This is a genomic window from Paracoccus halophilus (assembly GCF_000763905.1).
Classification (GTDB): domain Bacteria; phylum Pseudomonadota; class Alphaproteobacteria; order Rhodobacterales; family Rhodobacteraceae; genus Paracoccus; species Paracoccus halophilus.
The window spans coordinates 41,660-58,381 of the sequence record NZ_JRKN01000012.1; the positions used below are offsets into that span (position 1 = coordinate 41,660).

At 65.2% G+C, this 16,722-nt stretch carries 13 protein-coding genes; 6 read left to right on the top strand and 7 right to left on the bottom strand.

Features of this window, described 5'->3' with window-relative positions; genetic code table 11:
- Nucleotides 1-198: 198 nt before the first annotated feature.
- Both IT41_RS10330 and IT41_RS10340 read right to left on the bottom strand, forming a co-directional pair.
- Nucleotides 199-2,985: a patatin-like protein gene (locus IT41_RS10330; RefSeq protein WP_036740909.1), complete on the bottom strand. Its 2,787-nt coding sequence runs from the start codon at nucleotides 2,983-2,985 to the stop codon at nucleotides 199-201.
- Nucleotides 2,986-3,386: 401 nt separating this feature from the next.
- Nucleotides 3,387-4,532, bottom strand: coding sequence for an iron-containing alcohol dehydrogenase (locus tag IT41_RS10340; protein ID WP_036740991.1), 1,146 nt, complete (start codon nucleotides 4,530-4,532; stop codon nucleotides 3,387-3,389).
- A 169-nt stretch (nucleotides 4,533-4,701) separates the two neighbouring features.
- Between IT41_RS10340 and IT41_RS10345 the strand changes: the two genes are divergently transcribed.
- The 3 genes from IT41_RS10345 to IT41_RS10355 all read left to right on the top strand — a co-directional run bounded on the left by IT41_RS10345 (nucleotide 4,702) and on the right by IT41_RS10355 (nucleotide 7,149).
- A complete protein-coding gene (locus tag IT41_RS10345) occupies nucleotides 4,702-5,499 on the top strand; it encodes a DeoR/GlpR family DNA-binding transcription regulator (RefSeq protein ID WP_036740911.1) in 798 nt (265 codons plus the stop codon).
- 75 nt (nucleotides 5,500-5,574) lie between these two features.
- The gene (locus IT41_RS10350; RefSeq protein ID WP_036740912.1) at nucleotides 5,575-6,123 is read left to right on the top strand and encodes an NADPH-dependent FMN reductase; all 549 of its coding nucleotides are present in this window, start codon (nucleotides 5,575-5,577) and stop codon (nucleotides 6,121-6,123) included.
- Nucleotides 6,124-6,216: 93 nt separating this feature from the next.
- A complete protein-coding gene (locus IT41_RS10355) occupies nucleotides 6,217-7,149 on the top strand; it encodes a pirin family protein (RefSeq protein WP_036740913.1) in 933 nt (310 codons plus the stop codon).
- A gap of 91 nt (nucleotides 7,150-7,240) precedes the next feature.
- Here IT41_RS10355 and IT41_RS10360 read toward each other — a convergent pair whose 3' ends face one another.
- The 4 genes from IT41_RS10360 to pnp form a co-directional block, all read right to left on the bottom strand.
- A complete protein-coding gene (locus IT41_RS10360) occupies nucleotides 7,241-7,672 on the bottom strand; it encodes a hypothetical protein (protein WP_036740914.1) in 432 nt (143 codons plus the stop codon).
- Nucleotides 7,673-7,765: 93 nt separating this feature from the next.
- Nucleotides 7,766-8,557 (bottom strand): hypothetical protein, encoded by a 792-nt coding sequence (locus IT41_RS10365; RefSeq protein WP_036740916.1) that lies wholly within the window; start codon nucleotides 8,555-8,557, stop codon nucleotides 7,766-7,768.
- A gap of 66 nt (nucleotides 8,558-8,623) precedes the next feature.
- On the bottom strand, nucleotides 8,624-9,706 hold the full coding sequence (locus tag IT41_RS10370) for a glycosyltransferase family 8 protein (protein ID WP_036740918.1): 1,083 nt from the start codon (nucleotides 9,704-9,706) through the stop codon (nucleotides 8,624-8,626).
- A gap of 71 nt (nucleotides 9,707-9,777) precedes the next feature.
- Complete coding sequence (gene pnp, locus IT41_RS10375) at nucleotides 9,778-11,922, bottom strand: polyribonucleotide nucleotidyltransferase (RefSeq protein WP_036740919.1); 2,145 nt, start codon at nucleotides 11,920-11,922, stop codon at nucleotides 9,778-9,780.
- 279 nt (nucleotides 11,923-12,201) lie between these two features.
- Between pnp and IT41_RS20705 the strand changes: the two genes are divergently transcribed.
- Nucleotides 12,202-12,882, top strand: coding sequence for a hypothetical protein (locus tag IT41_RS20705; protein ID WP_139221680.1), 681 nt, complete (start codon nucleotides 12,202-12,204; stop codon nucleotides 12,880-12,882).
- A gap of 48 nt (nucleotides 12,883-12,930) precedes the next feature.
- On the opposite strand, the gene IT41_RS21285 is transcribed toward IT41_RS20705, so the two are convergent.
- Entirely contained in the window at nucleotides 12,931-13,275 is a 345-nt protein-coding gene (locus IT41_RS21285) for a sodium:solute symporter family transporter (protein ID WP_269429313.1), read from the bottom strand.
- 140 nt (nucleotides 13,276-13,415) lie between these two features.
- Between IT41_RS21285 and IT41_RS10390 the strand changes: the two genes are divergently transcribed.
- Nucleotides 13,416-14,300 (top strand): MBL fold metallo-hydrolase, encoded by an 885-nt coding sequence (locus tag IT41_RS10390; protein WP_036740922.1) that lies wholly within the window; start codon nucleotides 13,416-13,418, stop codon nucleotides 14,298-14,300.
- Nucleotides 14,301-14,415: 115 nt separating this feature from the next.
- Complete coding sequence (locus IT41_RS10395) at nucleotides 14,416-16,722, top strand: NosR/NirI family protein (RefSeq protein WP_081967523.1); 2,307 nt, start codon at nucleotides 14,416-14,418, stop codon at nucleotides 16,720-16,722.

Here is a 16,722-nt window from a genome sequence, read left to right on the forward strand (position 1 = left end):
TTGGCGGATGGCATCGACCGGTGACCGGCGCGCGGACAGCGCGGCCCCGGCATCCGCATGCCGCCCGAAGGACGGCTGCGACGCTGCCGAGGACGGCTCTATCCCCGTTACCGTATATTTCCAACCGGACAGTGCCGCGCAGGGGTCGTTTTGCGACACGACCACGCATGTTTGCGACGCGGACGCCCGCGCGCTGCGTCAGCCGAACAGGTATTTTGCGACAGTGACGCCACCGACCGCCATCAGCGACAGCGCGACAAGCAGCAGCAGCCATCGCAGGATCTGCGGCAGGCTCGCCCGACCGCGCAGCCAGCGCCCGAGCACATAAAGCAGGAACCAGATGCCGGCGCACACCCCGATCATCGCCCAGCCGGCTTTTGCCAGCGCCGGAACGGTGGGCCCTGACAACAGCACCAGCACGATCCCCATGAACAGCACCAGAAAAATGATGCGCTCGGCCAGAAGCCTCATATAGCTGCCCGGCATGGCGAACCGCATGAGGCGCGACAGCAGCACGCCCCCGGCGCGCAGCGCGCCCGCCATGCGCGGTGTCACGAAACCCAGCAGGCCCTTGTCCGGCAGGTCATAGATCATCCGCGACAGGATCGTCATGCCGCGGCTGCTCCAGCCGGCGATATCCTCGGCCCCCGGCCAGGGGGGCTGGACCTTGGTGTAAAGCGCGCGAAAGCGGGGCAGGTCCAGATCGGCCGGCTCCTTGATCCGCAGCGCGCCGGCGGCCAGGGTCTCTATCGAATCGCCGCCGATCGTCGCGTCCTTCAGCTTGGCCTTGACCAGCGCCAGCCGGCGGGCGCTGCCAAGTTCGGGTCCGAATTCCTCGCGCAGGATCGCGTCCTGCAGCCGGTCGCTCCATCGCTCGCGCTCGTCCTTGGTGCGGTCCGGCATCAGCGCCGCCACGATGCGTTCGGCCCCGTCAAGACGCCCCCAAAGGATGTCATGTTCGCGCCAGTCGCGATTGAGAAAGCCGCCAAAGGCGCCGACCTTGATCCCGGCCAGCTTCTCGGGGCTGGGGTTCAGACTGCTGTCGACCGGGCTGATGCGAAAGATCTGCACCTCGGAATGTTCCTGGGCCTCGGACCCTTCGAGAAAGGGATAGGTGGTGACGTCATGCCAGTGAAACCCGTCATAGGTTTTGGCCAGATCGGACAATCCGGGCTGGGCAAGGGCGGCCCGGATATCGGCGCTGCTCTTGTCAAAGGCGGCGCGCATGCCCGCGCCCAGACGGTCAAGCGCCTTGTCCACCAGCGGCTTGATACCCTTTTGCTTGTAGACTTCCTTGGCTTTCTCGTAACGCGCGGCCAATGTCGGCAATTGCATGGCCGCGCCATAATTGGCCGAGATCGCTTTGGTCAATGTTTCGATCTCGGCCGGGCTCAGCAGCCTGGCCGCATCCGCCTTGAGCGGCCAGGCCCATCGGCGCATCGCGGCCAGTTCGTGCTCGACCAGCCGCCGCAGGTCGCGCAGCGCGATGACCGATTCCGGCGGCTGCGGCGCCTTCGGGTCGGGTTCAAGCCTTGCGTCGATCGCGGCGCGCAGATCGTTCAGACGCCGCAGCCGGAAACCGATATCGAAATTCGACAGGAACACGCTTTCGGGTTGCCGGCCCGGCTGGTGATAGGGCTGGAAATGGTCTTCCCGCCATGCCCGCAGGATCTGGCGCAGATAGATCGCCTGGTCGGAATCGTGCCGGTATCCGGCCATCCGGGCGACGATGCCGGTCAGGCTGTCGGTCGTGTCATAGACCCGAAGATGGTGATAGAGCGCATAGCCGTTGCCATAACCGCTCCCGTCAGGCGACATCATGTCAGCCAGATCCAGCAGCATCAGGTTGTCCGGCTTGTCGGGTTCTTGTATCCGATGGCCGCGCTTGTCTGCCTGTTCCCGGTCGACTTTCCAGCGCTCCTGCAGCGCGCCCAGACGTTGCAGCCGCCGGTTCATGGCGGTGATGGCGTTGATATCCTGGCGGATGACCTCGGTCCGCGGCAGGGTCATGGCGGCAAGCATGGCGTTTTGCAGGAAATCCACCTCGGGCGGTTCGCTGTCCTTTGCCTTGTCGTCCGGCTTTGCCTTGGGAAACGGGTCGATGAAGATCAGCTTGCGCTCGCCCGGCAGGGTGGTCGGGCGGAACGGGATCATCTCGATCGCATGGCTGAAGGGCCGGTTGTCCAGATAGCCACCATCGGCGAACAGCCGCTTCTCATGCGATCCGCCATTGCCGAAGAACTCGCTATATTCCGCTTTCCGCCGGGCGCGCGGCATGTCCGAGAAGCGCATCGGCGGAAAGGCCACCGGAAAGGACGAGGTGCAGCGCGCGGCAAAGGCCAGCATGCCGTCATATTCCGCGGTGAACTGGTTCAGTCCGGGCCGCGCGCGATCATAGGCGAAATGAAACACCGTCTTGTGGATATTCTCTTTCAGCTCGGCGCCGGTCAGATGGATCGGCGCGGATTGCCCGTGCAGGTCGGTCGCGGTCACGAACAGGTCCAGGGTTTCTGTCAGCGCCCTGCCGTCGCCGGTAATTGCCGAAAGCGTATCGAACAGCACCTCGTACATATGGCCGCCATCCAGCAGCGATTCGGTGCGGCTCAGGCCCGAGACCTGCATGGCGCGGTCGTTCAGCAGCCGGCCGATATGGGCCTTGTCGGTCCATGCCTCGCGCAGCACCTTCATGTCGCGGCTGCCAATGGCCAGCGCCTTGGCCAGTGCCACGCCATTGATCCCGCCCGCCGAGGTGCCCGAGATGATGTCGATCACGAAACGCTTGCGGCCGCCGCGCGCGCCCGCCAGTTCGTGCGAAAGTTCGCGGTATATCTTTTCGGTGGACTGCAGTTCCTCATCCGGCAGATCCGAACTGCCGCGCACCATGCTCAGCAATTCCTGCGCGATGCCGTTCATGTAGATGGCAAGCGAGACGCCGCCATACAGGACAACGGCGAATCTGACCTCGCCCGTGGCCTCTTCGACCATGATTCCCCTCCCATAATGGTTCAGGAGGCCTCGGTCGGCAGTTCCGAAAAGCCCTAAACTATGCCCGCCATGATGCCAGAAACCGCGCCGCCTGTCTTGGGTTTTCCCGGCTCAGCCGATATGGCGATCAGCGATATCAAGGGCCTGAAAGACATCATATGCCGCGATCACGGCGGCGCGCTGCGCCTCATGCGCGGCGATGAAGGCCGCGCCCGACAGGGTTTCGTCGGGATATTCGGTGATCAGGGTCAGCGGCGTGGCGGCGCGCCGCTCCTCGCTTATCCGGCAGGCGAAACCGCCGCGCGCCTCTGGTCGCCGGATTGCCTGCCGGCGTCCTGCATCCGCCCTCGCTGATCATGGCGCAAGGATTGCCGCAGCCGCGCGGCCAGTCAACGGTCCGGTCAGCCCGGGCTGGCGGCCTCCAGCACTTCGCAAAGCAGCGCCGCATCGGGCAGGAAGGGATTGCCCTTCATCGAGGAACTGCCCAGCGACGCCTCGGCCACGGCGGCAAAGCGTCCGGGCGCCAGCCCCTGCGCCCCGAGCCCCGGCAGTCCGGCATCCCGCGCCCAGCGGGCAAGGGCCTGTGGTGCCTCGGATTCGGCGCAATCGAGGGCAAGGGCGATCTCGCGGCAGACCTCATGCGCGCGGGCCGGATCGGGGGCATGGTCGCGATTCATCCGCAGGACCGGGCCCAGCAGCGCGCCGCAGATCGCGCCATGCGCGGCGGGCGTGACACCGCCGATCACCCCCGCGAGGCCATGCACCGCGCCCAGCCCGCCATTGGCCAGCGCCATGCCGCCGCACAGGCTGACCCAGGCCATGCAGTCGCGGGCGGCGGCATCCTCGGCCTGCATCAGCCGCATCAGCGCGCGCAGGCCGGGGCCGATCGCCGGCCGCACCAGCGCATCGGTAAAGGGCGTGGCCTTGCAGGACAGATAGGGCTCGATCACCTGCGCCAGCGCATCCAGCCCCGAGGCCAGCGTGACGCCGCGCGGGCAGCCATCGGTCAGCGCCGGATCGACGATCGCCAGACGCGGCAGCATCCGCGGATCGCGGATCGAGGCCTTGCGGCCATGATCTGGCAGGCCGATCACCGCGTTGCGCGTGGCCTCGGCCCCGGTGCCCGCCGTCGTCGGCAGGGCGATAAAGGGCAGGGGCGCGGCCGTCAGCGGCAGGCCACGGCCGACCACCTCAAGATGATCCATGATGCCCCCGGGCGCCGGGATCAGCGCCGCCAGCGCCTTGCCCATGTCGAGCGCCGCGCCACCGCCCAGGGCCAGCACCCATTGCGCATCGCTGTCCCGCAGATCCGCAAGCGCCGCCTCCAGCATGGGCAGGGTCGGCTCGGCCCCGCAGGCCACCATGCGCAGCCGCGCGCCGCCGTCGCGCAGCGCCCGGGCCAGCCATTCCGCCCGCGCGCCATCCGCGCCATGGACCAGCACCCCGCGCGCACCATGGGCCAGCGCCTCGGCCGGGGCCCGCGCCGCCTGGTTCCGGCCGAAAACCACGCATCCCGGCAAGGCGAACTGAAAGGGCGGAACGGTCATCTGATCTTTCTCCGGTGCTGCACCGGCGGCAGGCTGCACCGCCGATCCGATCCGGTCAAGAAACTTTCGCTTGACGGCCAATTCGCAAAAATACGAATATATACGCACAGACAGGAAAGCGCCCCGGCCTTTCCGTTTCCCGCGACGCCCGCCCGGCAAGGAGCATGTCTTGGCCCTCAGCATCCGCCAGAACGAGATCCTCGAACTCGCGCGCGGGGACGGCCGGGTCCTGGTCGAGGATCTGGCGCAGCGATTCGATGTCACGCTGCAGACCATCCGCCGCGATCTGGGCGAAATGGCCGAGGCCGGCCTGCTCGAGCGTGTGCATGGCGGCGCGGTGCCGCGCGCCGGCACGGTCAATCTGGGATATGAGGCGCGCCGGCGCATGAATGCCGATGCCAAGACGGCGATCGGCGCCGCCTGCGCCGCCATGATCCCCGACAATTGCAGCCTGATCCTGAACCTTGGCACCTCGACCGAGGCCGTCGCCCAGGCGCTGATCCGGCATTCGAACATCACCGTGGCCACCAACAACATGAACGTGGCCAATATCCTGCTGGCCAATCCGGGCTGCGAAATCATGGTGGCGGGCGGCGCGCTGCGGCGCTCGGATGGCGGGCTGGTGGGGGAACTGACCACCCAGTTCTTTGAACAGTTCAAGGTGGATTACGCGGTGATCGGCACCTCGGCGCTGGATCATGACGGCGATCTGCTGGATTTCGACCTGGCCGAGGTGCGCGTCAGCCGCACGATCCTGCGCCAGTCGCGCCGCGCCTTTCTGGTCGCGGATCATTCCAAGCTGGGCCGCCCGGCCCCCGCCCGCATCGCCAGCCTGTCCGAGATCGACACGGTCTTTACCGACCGGCCGCTGCCCGCCGACCTGTCGCGGCGCTGCGCCGAATGGGGCACGCAGGTCCGGATATGCCCGCCCGGCGAGGACGCCCCGGAAATGGCGCAGCCTGCCTGATCGACAGCCCCGCCCGGCGCATGTATCGTCGCGCCAGACGCCCGTCCCGGGCCGATCACCAGACGGAGACAGCGCATGACCACCATCCTTGGCCTGTCGGGCAGCCTTCGCCGCGCCTCGTTCAATAGCGGGCTTCTGCGCGCGGCGGCCGAACTGGCGCCCGAGGGCACGACGATCCTGCCCGGCTCGATCCGCGAGGTGCCGCTTTACGACGCCGATCTCGAGGCCGCCGATGGCCTGCCGCAGGCGGTGCAAAAGCTGCAGGAGCAGCTTCGCGACGCGGACGGGCTGCTGCTGGTCACGCCGGAATACAATAACGGCGTGCCCGGCGTGTTCAAGAACGCGATCGACTGGATGTCGCGCGGCGACGGGCTGGACCATTTCAAGGACAAGCCGGTGGCCGTCATCGGCGCCTCGCCCGGCGGGTTCGGCACGATCCTGTCGCAGGATCACTGGCTGCCGGTGCTGCGCACCTTGCGCATGAGGCCATGGTTTCAGGGCCGGCTGATGGTGTCGCGCGCGGGCACGCTGTTCGACGATCAGGGCAACCTGACCGATGCCGCCACGCGCGAGCATCTGGCCGAATTCGTCGCCGGTTTCGCGGCTGCGCTGCAACGCGGCTAGGCGCGAACGCCGCTTTCGCCGGGGTCGAACGGGCCGCGCATTGCCGGAATCATCCGGCCCGCCTACTCTTTGCCCATCAGCAAGGAGAGAGCGATGAGCTGGAACCCCGCCCTGACCCCCGGTTGCCCCGACGAGATCGGCGTCGATGCCATCGAGACCCTGATCATTCCCCGCGCCCGCGACCTTGGCGGTTTCGAGGTCAAGCGCGCCCTGCCGGCGCCCAAACGGCAGATGGTCGGGCCCTTCATCTTCTTCGATCAGGCCGGCCCGGCCGAGTTCCTGACCGGACAGGGCGTCGATGTGCGCCCGCATCCCCATATCGGGCTGGGCACGGTGACCTATCTCTATCGCGGCGATTTTCACCACCGCGACAGCATCGGCTCGGATCAGGTGATCCTGCCCGGCGCGCTGAACTGGATGGTCGCGGGCAAGGGCGTCACCCATTCCGAGCGCACCTCGGATCAGGGGCGGCAGGGGCCGCACAGCCTTTACGGCATCCAGACCTGGATCGCCCTGCCCGAGGATCGCGAGGACATGGACCCGATCTTCGAACATCACGGTCAGGAGGCCCTGCCCCGGATCGGGGCCGAGGGCGTGGACGCCCGCCTGATCCTGGGCAATGCCTATGGCGAACGCGCCCCGGCGACGCTTTATTCCGAGACCTTTTATCTGGATGTCACGCTGGCCGCCGGGGCGCGTTTCCCGCTGCCCGACGATCACGAGGATCGCGGCCTTTACATCACCGAGGGCTCGGTCCTGATTGCCGGGCAGAAGTTCCATGCCGGGCAGATGATGGTATTCCGCCCCGGCGACGCGATCACCGTCGCCGCCGGCGAGCGCGGCGCGCGTCTGATGGCGCTTGGTGGCGCGACGCTGAACGGGCCGCGCCATGTCTGGTGGAATTTCGTCGCCTCGTCCCGCGAACGGATCGAACATGCCAAGCAGGAATGGCGCGCGGCGAATTGGGGCCGGGGCCTGTTCGACCTGCCCCGGGACGACCGGGACGAGTTCATTCCGCTGCCGTGATCCCGGGCGCTGCGCGACAGGCGGCACGGGTCGCAAAGCCTGTCTGCGGCCGGATCGTCCCGCGTGGTGGCAGGTCGCTATGCGGTGGCCATCAGATGATGCCGTGCTGCCTCAGCAGCGCCTGCTCATCGCCTGACACCCAGCCGAAAACCTTTGCAGCGCCATCCCGGACCTGCACGAGATAGTGGACCTCGAAACCTATCGCTGTCTCGGGCAGGTTGTCCCGCGCATAGATCGCGATCCAGGAAACATGGGCGACGCAATGACGATCGTCTATCGGCGAAAGGCGCAGCCCCTGCATCCGCATCTCCCGGGTGCCGATTTCCCGATAATGCGCATAGCCCTGGACCATCGCCTGAACCAGTGTCCCGTCATTCTTTCCGGCCATGACCCCGGCCGGCGACGCCGCGATGAATTCGGACGCATATAGCTCTGCGACCTCTTTCTCGTCGAAGTCGCCCGCCAGAGAACGCCTGAAGAAGTCCTGATAGCGCGCGAAGAGATCCCGAACGGCTTCATCCATGACTCGCTCCGGAACGGAAATGTTTCGGAAACCTGGCACGCATCGCGGCCCGGAGCAATGACCCGGACGGGCCCGGATCCGCCCCCCCATCCCTCACAGATAGCCGGCCGCCCGGGCTTTTGCCACATGCTGGCCCGGAAACGATTCCCCGGGGATTTCGCCGCCGAAATCACGAAGCAGCATCTTCTGCACATTCGATGCGCTCAGGTGCACCCCGTATGTCCCGGCGCCGAAATCGTCATCGCTCAGGGCGCCGGGCCGCACGAATTTCTCGCATTCCTGCGGCGCGACCGGGTAAAATGTCTCTGCGGGCAGGGCGTATTTCATCTCGTCATGGCGGCGCAGATAGGCCGAGAGCGCGCGCGGCCCCGTGCTGCCCCAGGGCCATTCCTCGATGGGAACGCCCCGGCCCAGCGTCTTGATGCGGTATTTCAGCCGCCGCAGGCCGGTGATATGCGGCGCGATGCCCCGCATCCCGGGCCGGAACCGCAACAGCTCGGCCAGCGCCGGCGAATTGCGCGGCATGCGCAGGACGGCGCAGTTCACCCGCTCGGGGTTTTCATGCGCATAGATCCGGTCGCCCGGAAAATCAAAGGGCCGCAAGGCGATAATGTCCAGATCCACCCAGACGCTTTCGGTCCGCTCCATCAGCGCATAGCGAAAGAAATTGGAATGCAGCGAAGGGCTGCCCTCGCGGCTGTAGATGGCCACCTGCTTCGCAGGCAGGATCTCGTTGGCATCCCGCCCCTCGACCCCGGCCGGCAATCCGGCCAGCCTGTCATAGCTGTAAACCGTCAGACGATGACCGTGCCGCAGGAACGACGCGATGCTGGCATATTCGATGGGGCCAAGATGACCGACCCAAAGTGTCGCTAGATCGCGCATGGGAAACCTCCGGGGATGCGGGACGCCGGCGCGCGGCGCGGGCCGGGAAAACGGGGCGACGGGTTCTTATTCGATCGGGGCATAGCTGACATCCAGACTGCGCCTGAGATAGCTGCCGTCAAAGGACAGGGTCGGCTGCGGCCTGGCGTCAAGCGTGAAGCGCATGTCGGCATAGCGGTCGGCCCGGGCATCGGCGCGCAGCCCCTCATAGAGGCTGTCCGATTTGCGCTGCCATTCCTGCCGCAGCCGCCGTTCCTTGCCGGTCCGGACGCCATGCCGCGTCAGCCAGCGGCGCAGCTCGCCGCGCAGCCTTCGGATGCCCGCCTCGCGATGCTCGCGCAGATAGTCGCGATGATCTATCCCTGCGGCCGCGAACATCTGCCTGTAGGGGGCAAAGAACTGGCCATGCACGGTATCGGGCGCCGCCTCTTGCCGCCAGGGTTTCTCAAAGCTGGAAAAATGCAGGAAAACCGGGGCGAACAGCCTTTCATAGCCATAGTTGAAATGCGCTTTCTGATAGTTGAAGCGCGGGCTGATCTCGGTCCAGCGGTCCTGGAAATGGCAGTTCAGGAAGTCCTGATCCTGGGTATGCGCCGCCTGCCCGTGCCGGGCCATGAAGGCCAGCAGCCCGGCCGCGAAATCGACCGCCGCCCATTTCTTCTGGTCGAGCATCATCACCCCGGCATTGAAATAGCGCTGCGTATGCATCCCGATCGAGCGCAGCCAGTCGTCGCGGCTCATGCCGCCGGCCGAGCGCGGCGCCGAGCCGATGGTGGACGCGTCTTGCACCGCGGCAAGCCCGCCGGGCAATTCGATCTGCAGAAGTTCCGGCGCCGCGACCATCGGAAAGATATCCGCGTCCAGATAGATCAGCCGGTCGTATTGCGGCAAAAGATAGGGGGCGAAGATCCGGCCATAGACGATGCGGGGCCAGCTTTCGGTCGAGGGCAGCCCCTGCGGAATCAGGTCGCGCATCAGGTTGCGATGGACAAAGACGCCGCCGGCGCCCTGTTCGTCACGCTGAACCCCGCCGGCCCCTTCGATGAAGACATGCACGTCGATCTGCCACAGCGCCCGCAGCCGCCGGGCCTGCGCAAGCCCGATGCCCAGATACCCGTCATCGACCGTGATGTAAAAGGCGCTGTGCATTCCTGTCTCCGGATAAGGAACCGGCCCGAGCATTGCCCGGGCCGGTCCGAAAACTCAAGCTGTCGCGCCGGTCAATCGGCCTGCGCGTCCTCTTTCCGTTCCTGCGCGATTTCCTCGCCGGTTTCCTGATCGACCATCTTCATGCCCAGCCGGACCTTGCCGCGGTCGTCAAAGCCCAGCAGCTTGACCTTGACCTCCTGGCCTTCCTTCAGCACCTCGTTGGGGTGGTTCAGGCGCCGGCCGGCGATCTGGCTGACATGGACCAGCCCGTCGCGCTTGCCGAAGAAGTTCACGAAGGCGCCGAAATCGACCAGCTTGACGACCTTGCCGGTATAGACCTTGCCCTCTTCCGGCTCGGCCACGATCGAATAGATCATGTCATAGGCCTTCTGGATCGCCTCGCCATTGGCGCTGGCGATCTTGATCACGCCATCGTCGTTGATATCGACCTTGGCGCCCGAGACCTCGACGATCTCGCGGATGACCTTGCCGCCCGAGCCGATCACTTCGCGGATCTTGTCGGTCGGGATCTGCATGGTCTCGATGCGCGGCGCATGGGCCGAGAAGGAGCCCGCCTCGCTGATCGCCTTGGACATCTCGTCGAGGATATGCATGCGGCCGTCACGCGCCTGCGACAGCGCCTGCTGCATGATCTCCGGCGTGATGCCGGCCACCTTGATATCCATCTGCAGGCTGGTGATGCCGTTCGCGGTGCCGGCCACCTTGAAGTCCATGTCGCCCAGATGATCCTCATCGCCCAGGATATCGGTCAGCACCGCGTATTTGCCGTCCTCTTCCAGGATCAGGCCCATGGCGACACCGGCCACCGGCGCCTTCAGCGGCACGCCCGCATCCATCATCGACAGCGAGCCGCCGCAGACCGAGGCCATCGAGCTGGAGCCGTTCGATTCCGTGATCTCGCTGACCACGCGGATGGTATAGGGGAAATCCGTATTCGCCGGCAGTACCGCCTGCAGCGCGCGCCACGCCAGCTTGCCATGGCCGATTTCGCGGCGCCCGGGGCTGCCCACGCGGCCAACCTCGCCGACCGAATAGGGCGGGAAGTTGTAATGCAGCAGGAAGTTGCTGCGGAAATTGCCGTGCAGCGCGTCGATGATCTGTTCGTCATCGCCCGTCCCCAGCGTGGTCACGACCAGACCCTGGGTTTCGCCACGGGTGAACAGCGCCGAGCCATGGGTGCGCGGCAGGAAGCCCACTTCGCATTCGATGGGGCGCACGGTGCGCGTGTCGCGGCCGTCGATACGGGCGCCACCATTGATGATGTCACCGCGCAGGATGCCCGATTCCAGCTTTTTCAGGGCAGAGCCCAGATTGGCATCGGCCAGTTCTTCCTCGGACAGGCCAGCCTTGACCTTGTCCTTGGCGGCGGCAACGGCGTCCTGGCGGTCGGACTTGTCCTTGATCGCATAGGCGGCGCGCATGTCAGCCTCGCCCAGGTCCTTCACGCGGGCATAAAGCGCGCTGTAATCGGGCGACTGGAAGTCAAAGGGCTCTTTCGCGGCGGATTCGGCCAGGCTGATGATCAGATCGATCACCGGCTGCATCTGCTCGTGGCCGAATTTCACGGCGCCCAGCATCTCGTCCTCGGTCAGCTCATAGGCTTCGGACTCGACCATCATCACGGCGTCCTTGGTGCCGGCGACGACCAGATCAAGGCGCTGTTCGGGGTTGGAGCGCAGCTGGTCCATATCCTGAACCTCGGGGTTCAGCACATATTCGCCGTCAACGAAACCGACGCGCGCGGCACCGATCGGACCCATGAAGGGCACGCCGGAAATCGTCAGCGCGGCCGATGCGGCGATCATCGCGACGATATCGGGGTCGTTCACCAGATCATGCGACAGCACGGTGCACATGACCAGCACTTCGTTCTTGAAGCCGGGGGCGAAAAGCGGGCGGCAGGGACGGTCGATCAGACGCGCGGTCAGCGTCTCTTTCTCGGTCGGGCGCGCCTCGCGCTTGAAAAAGCCGCCGGGGATCTTGCCGGCGGCATAGTATTTCTCCTGATAGTGGACCGTCAGCGGGAAAAAGTCCTGACCCGGCTTCGGCTCCTTGGCAAAGGTCACGTTCGCCATGACGCTGGTCTCGCCCAGCGTGGCGATGACCGATCCGTCGGCCTGACGCGCGACCTTGCCCGTTTCCAGAGTGAGCGTTTCCTGCCCCCACTGGATCGATTTCTTCACTTCATCAAACATCTGATTTCCTCTGGGTACGTGCCAGCCCTCTGGCCGCCCCTGTCATATTCGCGGCCCCATTGCCGCCTGCCCCTATCCTTTGCGTAGCCCCGGGGCATGGGGCATCACGTCGCAGATTGGGGGCGTTTACAGGAAAACATGGGGTTTGGGAAGGGACTTGCAGGGTGCAGGGATAGCCATTCGTCGGGTTGTCACGGGTCTTACAGATGTGCTTTCTGCAGATTGAACCAGTCCATGAGTGCTTAGATAACGGATACTGCTGCGAGGCTTCTTCTGAATATGGCGAAAGCCCTCAATGACGCATTTCAAAGACAAGGTGGCAATGCCGCGCTTGCTTTGGCAGATGTTGGCAACGATTTTGCTACTGTATTCTCGCGCATTGCCTCACTTGCTGAAGAAGCTCGCAACGAGTTGAGCAGGGCATCCTTCACATCGGAAGAACGTCGGGTCGATATGACTGAACGTATCGAAACCACGCAACGCGCCCTCTTGAACGCGTTAGTCACACGGGGCAGCGGAAACTCAAGAGGCGCTTTATTGTCCGAAGCACAACTTGAAAGGCTTAGCAGCGTCGTCGAGCAAATCGAAGAAAAGGGCGTATGCAGTGGTACGCTTCCAGACCGCAATGAGATGATGCGTGAGACCGAAGCACTGATAGCAGAGGTCAAGACTTGGGATATGGACGAATATGCCCAAAGAACCTTATTGATCCAGTTGAACTGCATAGAGCGCGTCATACAAACGGCAGACCTTTACTCTGCAGCCGAACTTAGAGGAAAGGTGAAAAGCGTAATCGCCGATTTCGCGGCTGAGTTCTCTGCGCATGATAAGCACTATCAAACACGGATGGAAAAGCTGCTTTCCTGGGCTCGCAAAGCTTTCTTTCCGGGCAGTATCATGTTGTCATTGGCCGCTGATACCAGCACTGTGGTTGCATTGCTTCCCGGACCATCAGGCTAAGCTAAAAGGCGCCCGCCCCGTATTCGCGACGGGCACAAAGGCGCGGCCTCAGACTGTTTTCGGCGCGCGATACTCACCCCGGTCGGGCGTTGCGCGGCTGACGCCCACCAGACCCGATGCGGTATAGACCGCAAAGAACACCACGATCACGATGGCCGAGACGATGCGCAGCAGCCGCGCCGTGCTGGGAAAGCGGTTGCCCAGAAAGCCGGGAATGGTCAGGCTGTTGTCATATTCCTCGGTCTGCCGGCGCAGGCGCGGGGCGACCACGATCCAGTTGATCAGCGCGCCGACGAACAGCCCGATGCCGATCCAGCTTTGCGCCAGCCCCGAAATGTACAGCGCCCCGGGCAGGCCCAGAAGCAGCCAGCCGCTCATGTCCGAGGCCCGCAGACAGTGCCGCCGCCGGAGGCAGCCTGCGCCCCGTGGCCCTGATCTTCGTCGCGGCCCTGACCCTTGGCCTGCTGATCGCGCGCGGGCTGAAGGCCCTCGCCGCCCGTTCCCCGCAATCCGCCTGAACGCACGAGGAGCCCATGCCCTGCAAAGCCGATCCGAGCGTGAAACCCGAGGTCAGAGCCTTTCCCGATCCCGCGACCAGCACGATTTCCTATGTGGTCAGGGACCCCGCCTCGGACGCCTGCGCGATCATCGATTCCGTCATGGATATCGACTATGCCGCCGGCCGCATCAGCCATGACAGCGCCGATGCGATCATCGCCTATGTGCGCGAACGGGGGCTGCATGTCGAATGGCTGATCGAGACCCATGTCCATGCCGACCATCTGTCGGCCGCGCCCTATATCCAGGCCCCGCTTGGCGGCAGGATCGGCATCGGCAGGAACATCACCGTGGTGCAGGAAACCTTTGGCAAGCTGTTCAACGAGGGCACCGAATTCCAGCGCGACGGCAGCCAGTTCGACCGGCTGTTCGATGACGGCGACAGCTATCGGATCGGCGGCATGGCCTGTTGCGCCCTCCACACCCCCGGCCATACCCCGGCCTGCATGACCCATGTCATGGGCAATGCGGCCTTTGTCGGCGACACGCTTTTCATGCCCGATGGCGGCTCGGCCCGCGCCGATTTCCCCGGCGGCGATGCCGGCACGCTTTACGACAGCATCCAGAAGGTACTGGCCCTGCCGCGCGAGACCCGGCTTTTCATGTGCCATGACTACGGCCCCAATGGCCGCGACATCGCCTGGGAGACCACCGTGGGCGAACAGCAGGATCACAATATCCATGTCGGCCAGGGCCGCGCGCGCGCCGAGTTCATCGCCATGCGCGAAGCCCGCGACGCCACGCTGAAGATGCCGACCCTCATCCTCCCCTCGCTTCAGGTCAACATGAAGGCGGGCGAACTGCCGCCCGAGGACGAAACCGGCAGGCGCTTCCTCAAGGTGCCGCTCGGCGCGCTGTAAGGGGCGGAAACGCGATCCCTTCGCACCCAACATTGCGGCAGCGCAAAGTCGCGCCGAATTCGATCTGCCAGACTGTCCCCCGGGGACGAATGGCCTGCCAAGGATCGAAGCGCGCATGCTCAATCTCAAGCTGTTTTCCGCCTGGCTCCGGGCGGTTCTGATCGCCGCCTGCACGCTTCTGGCGGCTGCGGCGGCCGGCGCCATGACGCTTGACGAGGCCCTGCAGCAGACACCGGCCGAACAGCTTTTCGAGGGCGCCGACGGCTACGGCGCGGCCGAGGGTTCGCCCGCCATCGTGCCGGTGATGAAAGGCGCCGAGAAACTGGGCTATGCCTATCTGAACAGCGATTTCACCGCCTCGACCGGCTATTCGGGCAAGCCCATCCATATCCTTGTCGGCATCGACACCCAGGGCATCGTGAGGGGCATCAACCTGGTCGAGCATCACGAGCCCATCGTGCTGATCGGCATCCCCGAGCAGCGCGTTCTCGATGCGCTGAACGGGCTGATCGGCGCCGATCTGGGCCGCGTCGCGGCGGGCGAGGCCAAGCCGCCCCAGGCCGATATCGTCGCCGGCGCCACGGTCACGGTGCTGGTCATGGGCGACAGCATCGTGCGCTCGGCGGTCAAGCTGATCCGCTCGGGCCGGCTCGAAGGTTTCGCCGCGCAGACCGCCCCGGCCGAGGCCGCGCGCGAACTCGACCCTTCGGTGACCGGGGTCAGGGACTGGCAGGTGCTGCTGGGCGACGGCTCGGTGCGGTCGCTGGTGATGACGGTGGGCGAGGTGTCGCAAGCCTTTGACGAGGCCGGCCAGCCGCTGGCCGCGCAAAAGCCGGAAAGCAGGAACCCCGAGGATAATTTCATCAGCCTTTACCTGGCGCCCGTCTCGGTTCCCGCGATCGGGCGCAGCCTGCTGGGCGATGTCCTTTACGAGCGCATGGCGGGCGATCTGGCGACGGGGCAGGCGGCGGTCCTGGTCGCCGGCGACGGGGCCTACAGCTTCAAGGGTTCGGGCTATGTGCGCGGCGGCATCTTCGACCGGATCGAGCTGATCCAGGACGGTCAGGGCCTGCGTTTCCACGATCGCGACCACACCCGCATCGCGGCACTGGCGGCCGAGGGCGCGCCGCGGCTGCGCGAGATCGCGCTGTTCGTGGTGCCCGAGGGGTTCGTTCTGGACGTGACCCGGCCCTTTGACCTGCAAATGCTGGTGCAGCGCGCGACGCAGGGGCGCGAAAAGGCCACGATCCCCTTTGATCTGGCCTATCGGATCCCCGAAACCTACCTGCTGCCCGCCCCCGAACCTGACCCCTCCCCGGTCGCCACGACCGCGCCCGGACAGCCCCGGGTGGGCGAGCCCTTGGCAGCGGATGATGGCCCGCCGCTGTGGAAAACCATCTGGCAGATGAACCGCGTCAATATCGCCATCACCGGCGTGGCGCTGGCGCTGCTGACCGCGATCTTTTTCTTTCAGGACGTTCTGACCCGGCGGCCGGTGCTGTTTCTGTGGCTGCGCCGCGCCTATCTGACCTTCACGCTCGTATGGCTGGGCTGGATGGTCAACACGCAGCTTTCCGTGGTGAACGTGCTGACCTTCTTCAATTCGCTGCTGTCGGGCTTTTCCTGGGACTATTTCCTGTCCGCGCCGCTGGTCTTCATCCTGTGGAGCGCGGTCGCGGCGGGGCTGCTGTTCTGGGGACGGGGCCCGTTCTGCGGCTGGCTGTGCCCCTTTGGCGCGCTGCAGGAACTGTCCAACACCATCGCGCGCAAGCTGCGCGTGCCGCAGATCGACCTGCCCTGGGGCCTGCATGAGCGGCTCTGGCCGGTCAAGTACATGATCTTTCTGGGGCTGTTCGGGCTGTCGCTCTATTCGCTGTCGGATGCGGAAATCTATGCCGAGGTCGAGCCGTTCAAGACCGCGATCATCCTGAAATTCGCCCGCGAATGGGGCTTTGTGCTGTTCGCGCTGGCCTGCCTGCTGCCGGGCCTGTTCATCGAGCGCTTCTATTGCCGTTACCTTTGCCCGCTGGGCGCGGCGCTGGCGATTCCCGGCCGGATGAGGATGTTCGAATGGCTCAAGCGCTGGCCGGAATGCGGCTCGCCCTGCCATCGTTGCGCCAATGACTGCCCGGTCAAGGCGATCCACCCCGAGGGCAATATCAACGTCAATGAATGCATCTACTGCATGAATTGCCAGGTGCTTTACCACGACGACACCCGCTGCCCGCATATGATCACCGTCAAGGCGCGGCGCGAAAAGATCGCCCGCAGCGCCGGGCCCGGCGCGGCAAAGCCGCATCCGGCCGCCACCCAACCCGATTCTGCGGCAGGCGCAGCCCGAGCCAACGGCCAGCAGCCACCGGCATTCCGGGCGCAGCGCGGCGCAACCCCATCCGAAACACAGCATGTCAAAGGAGCATGA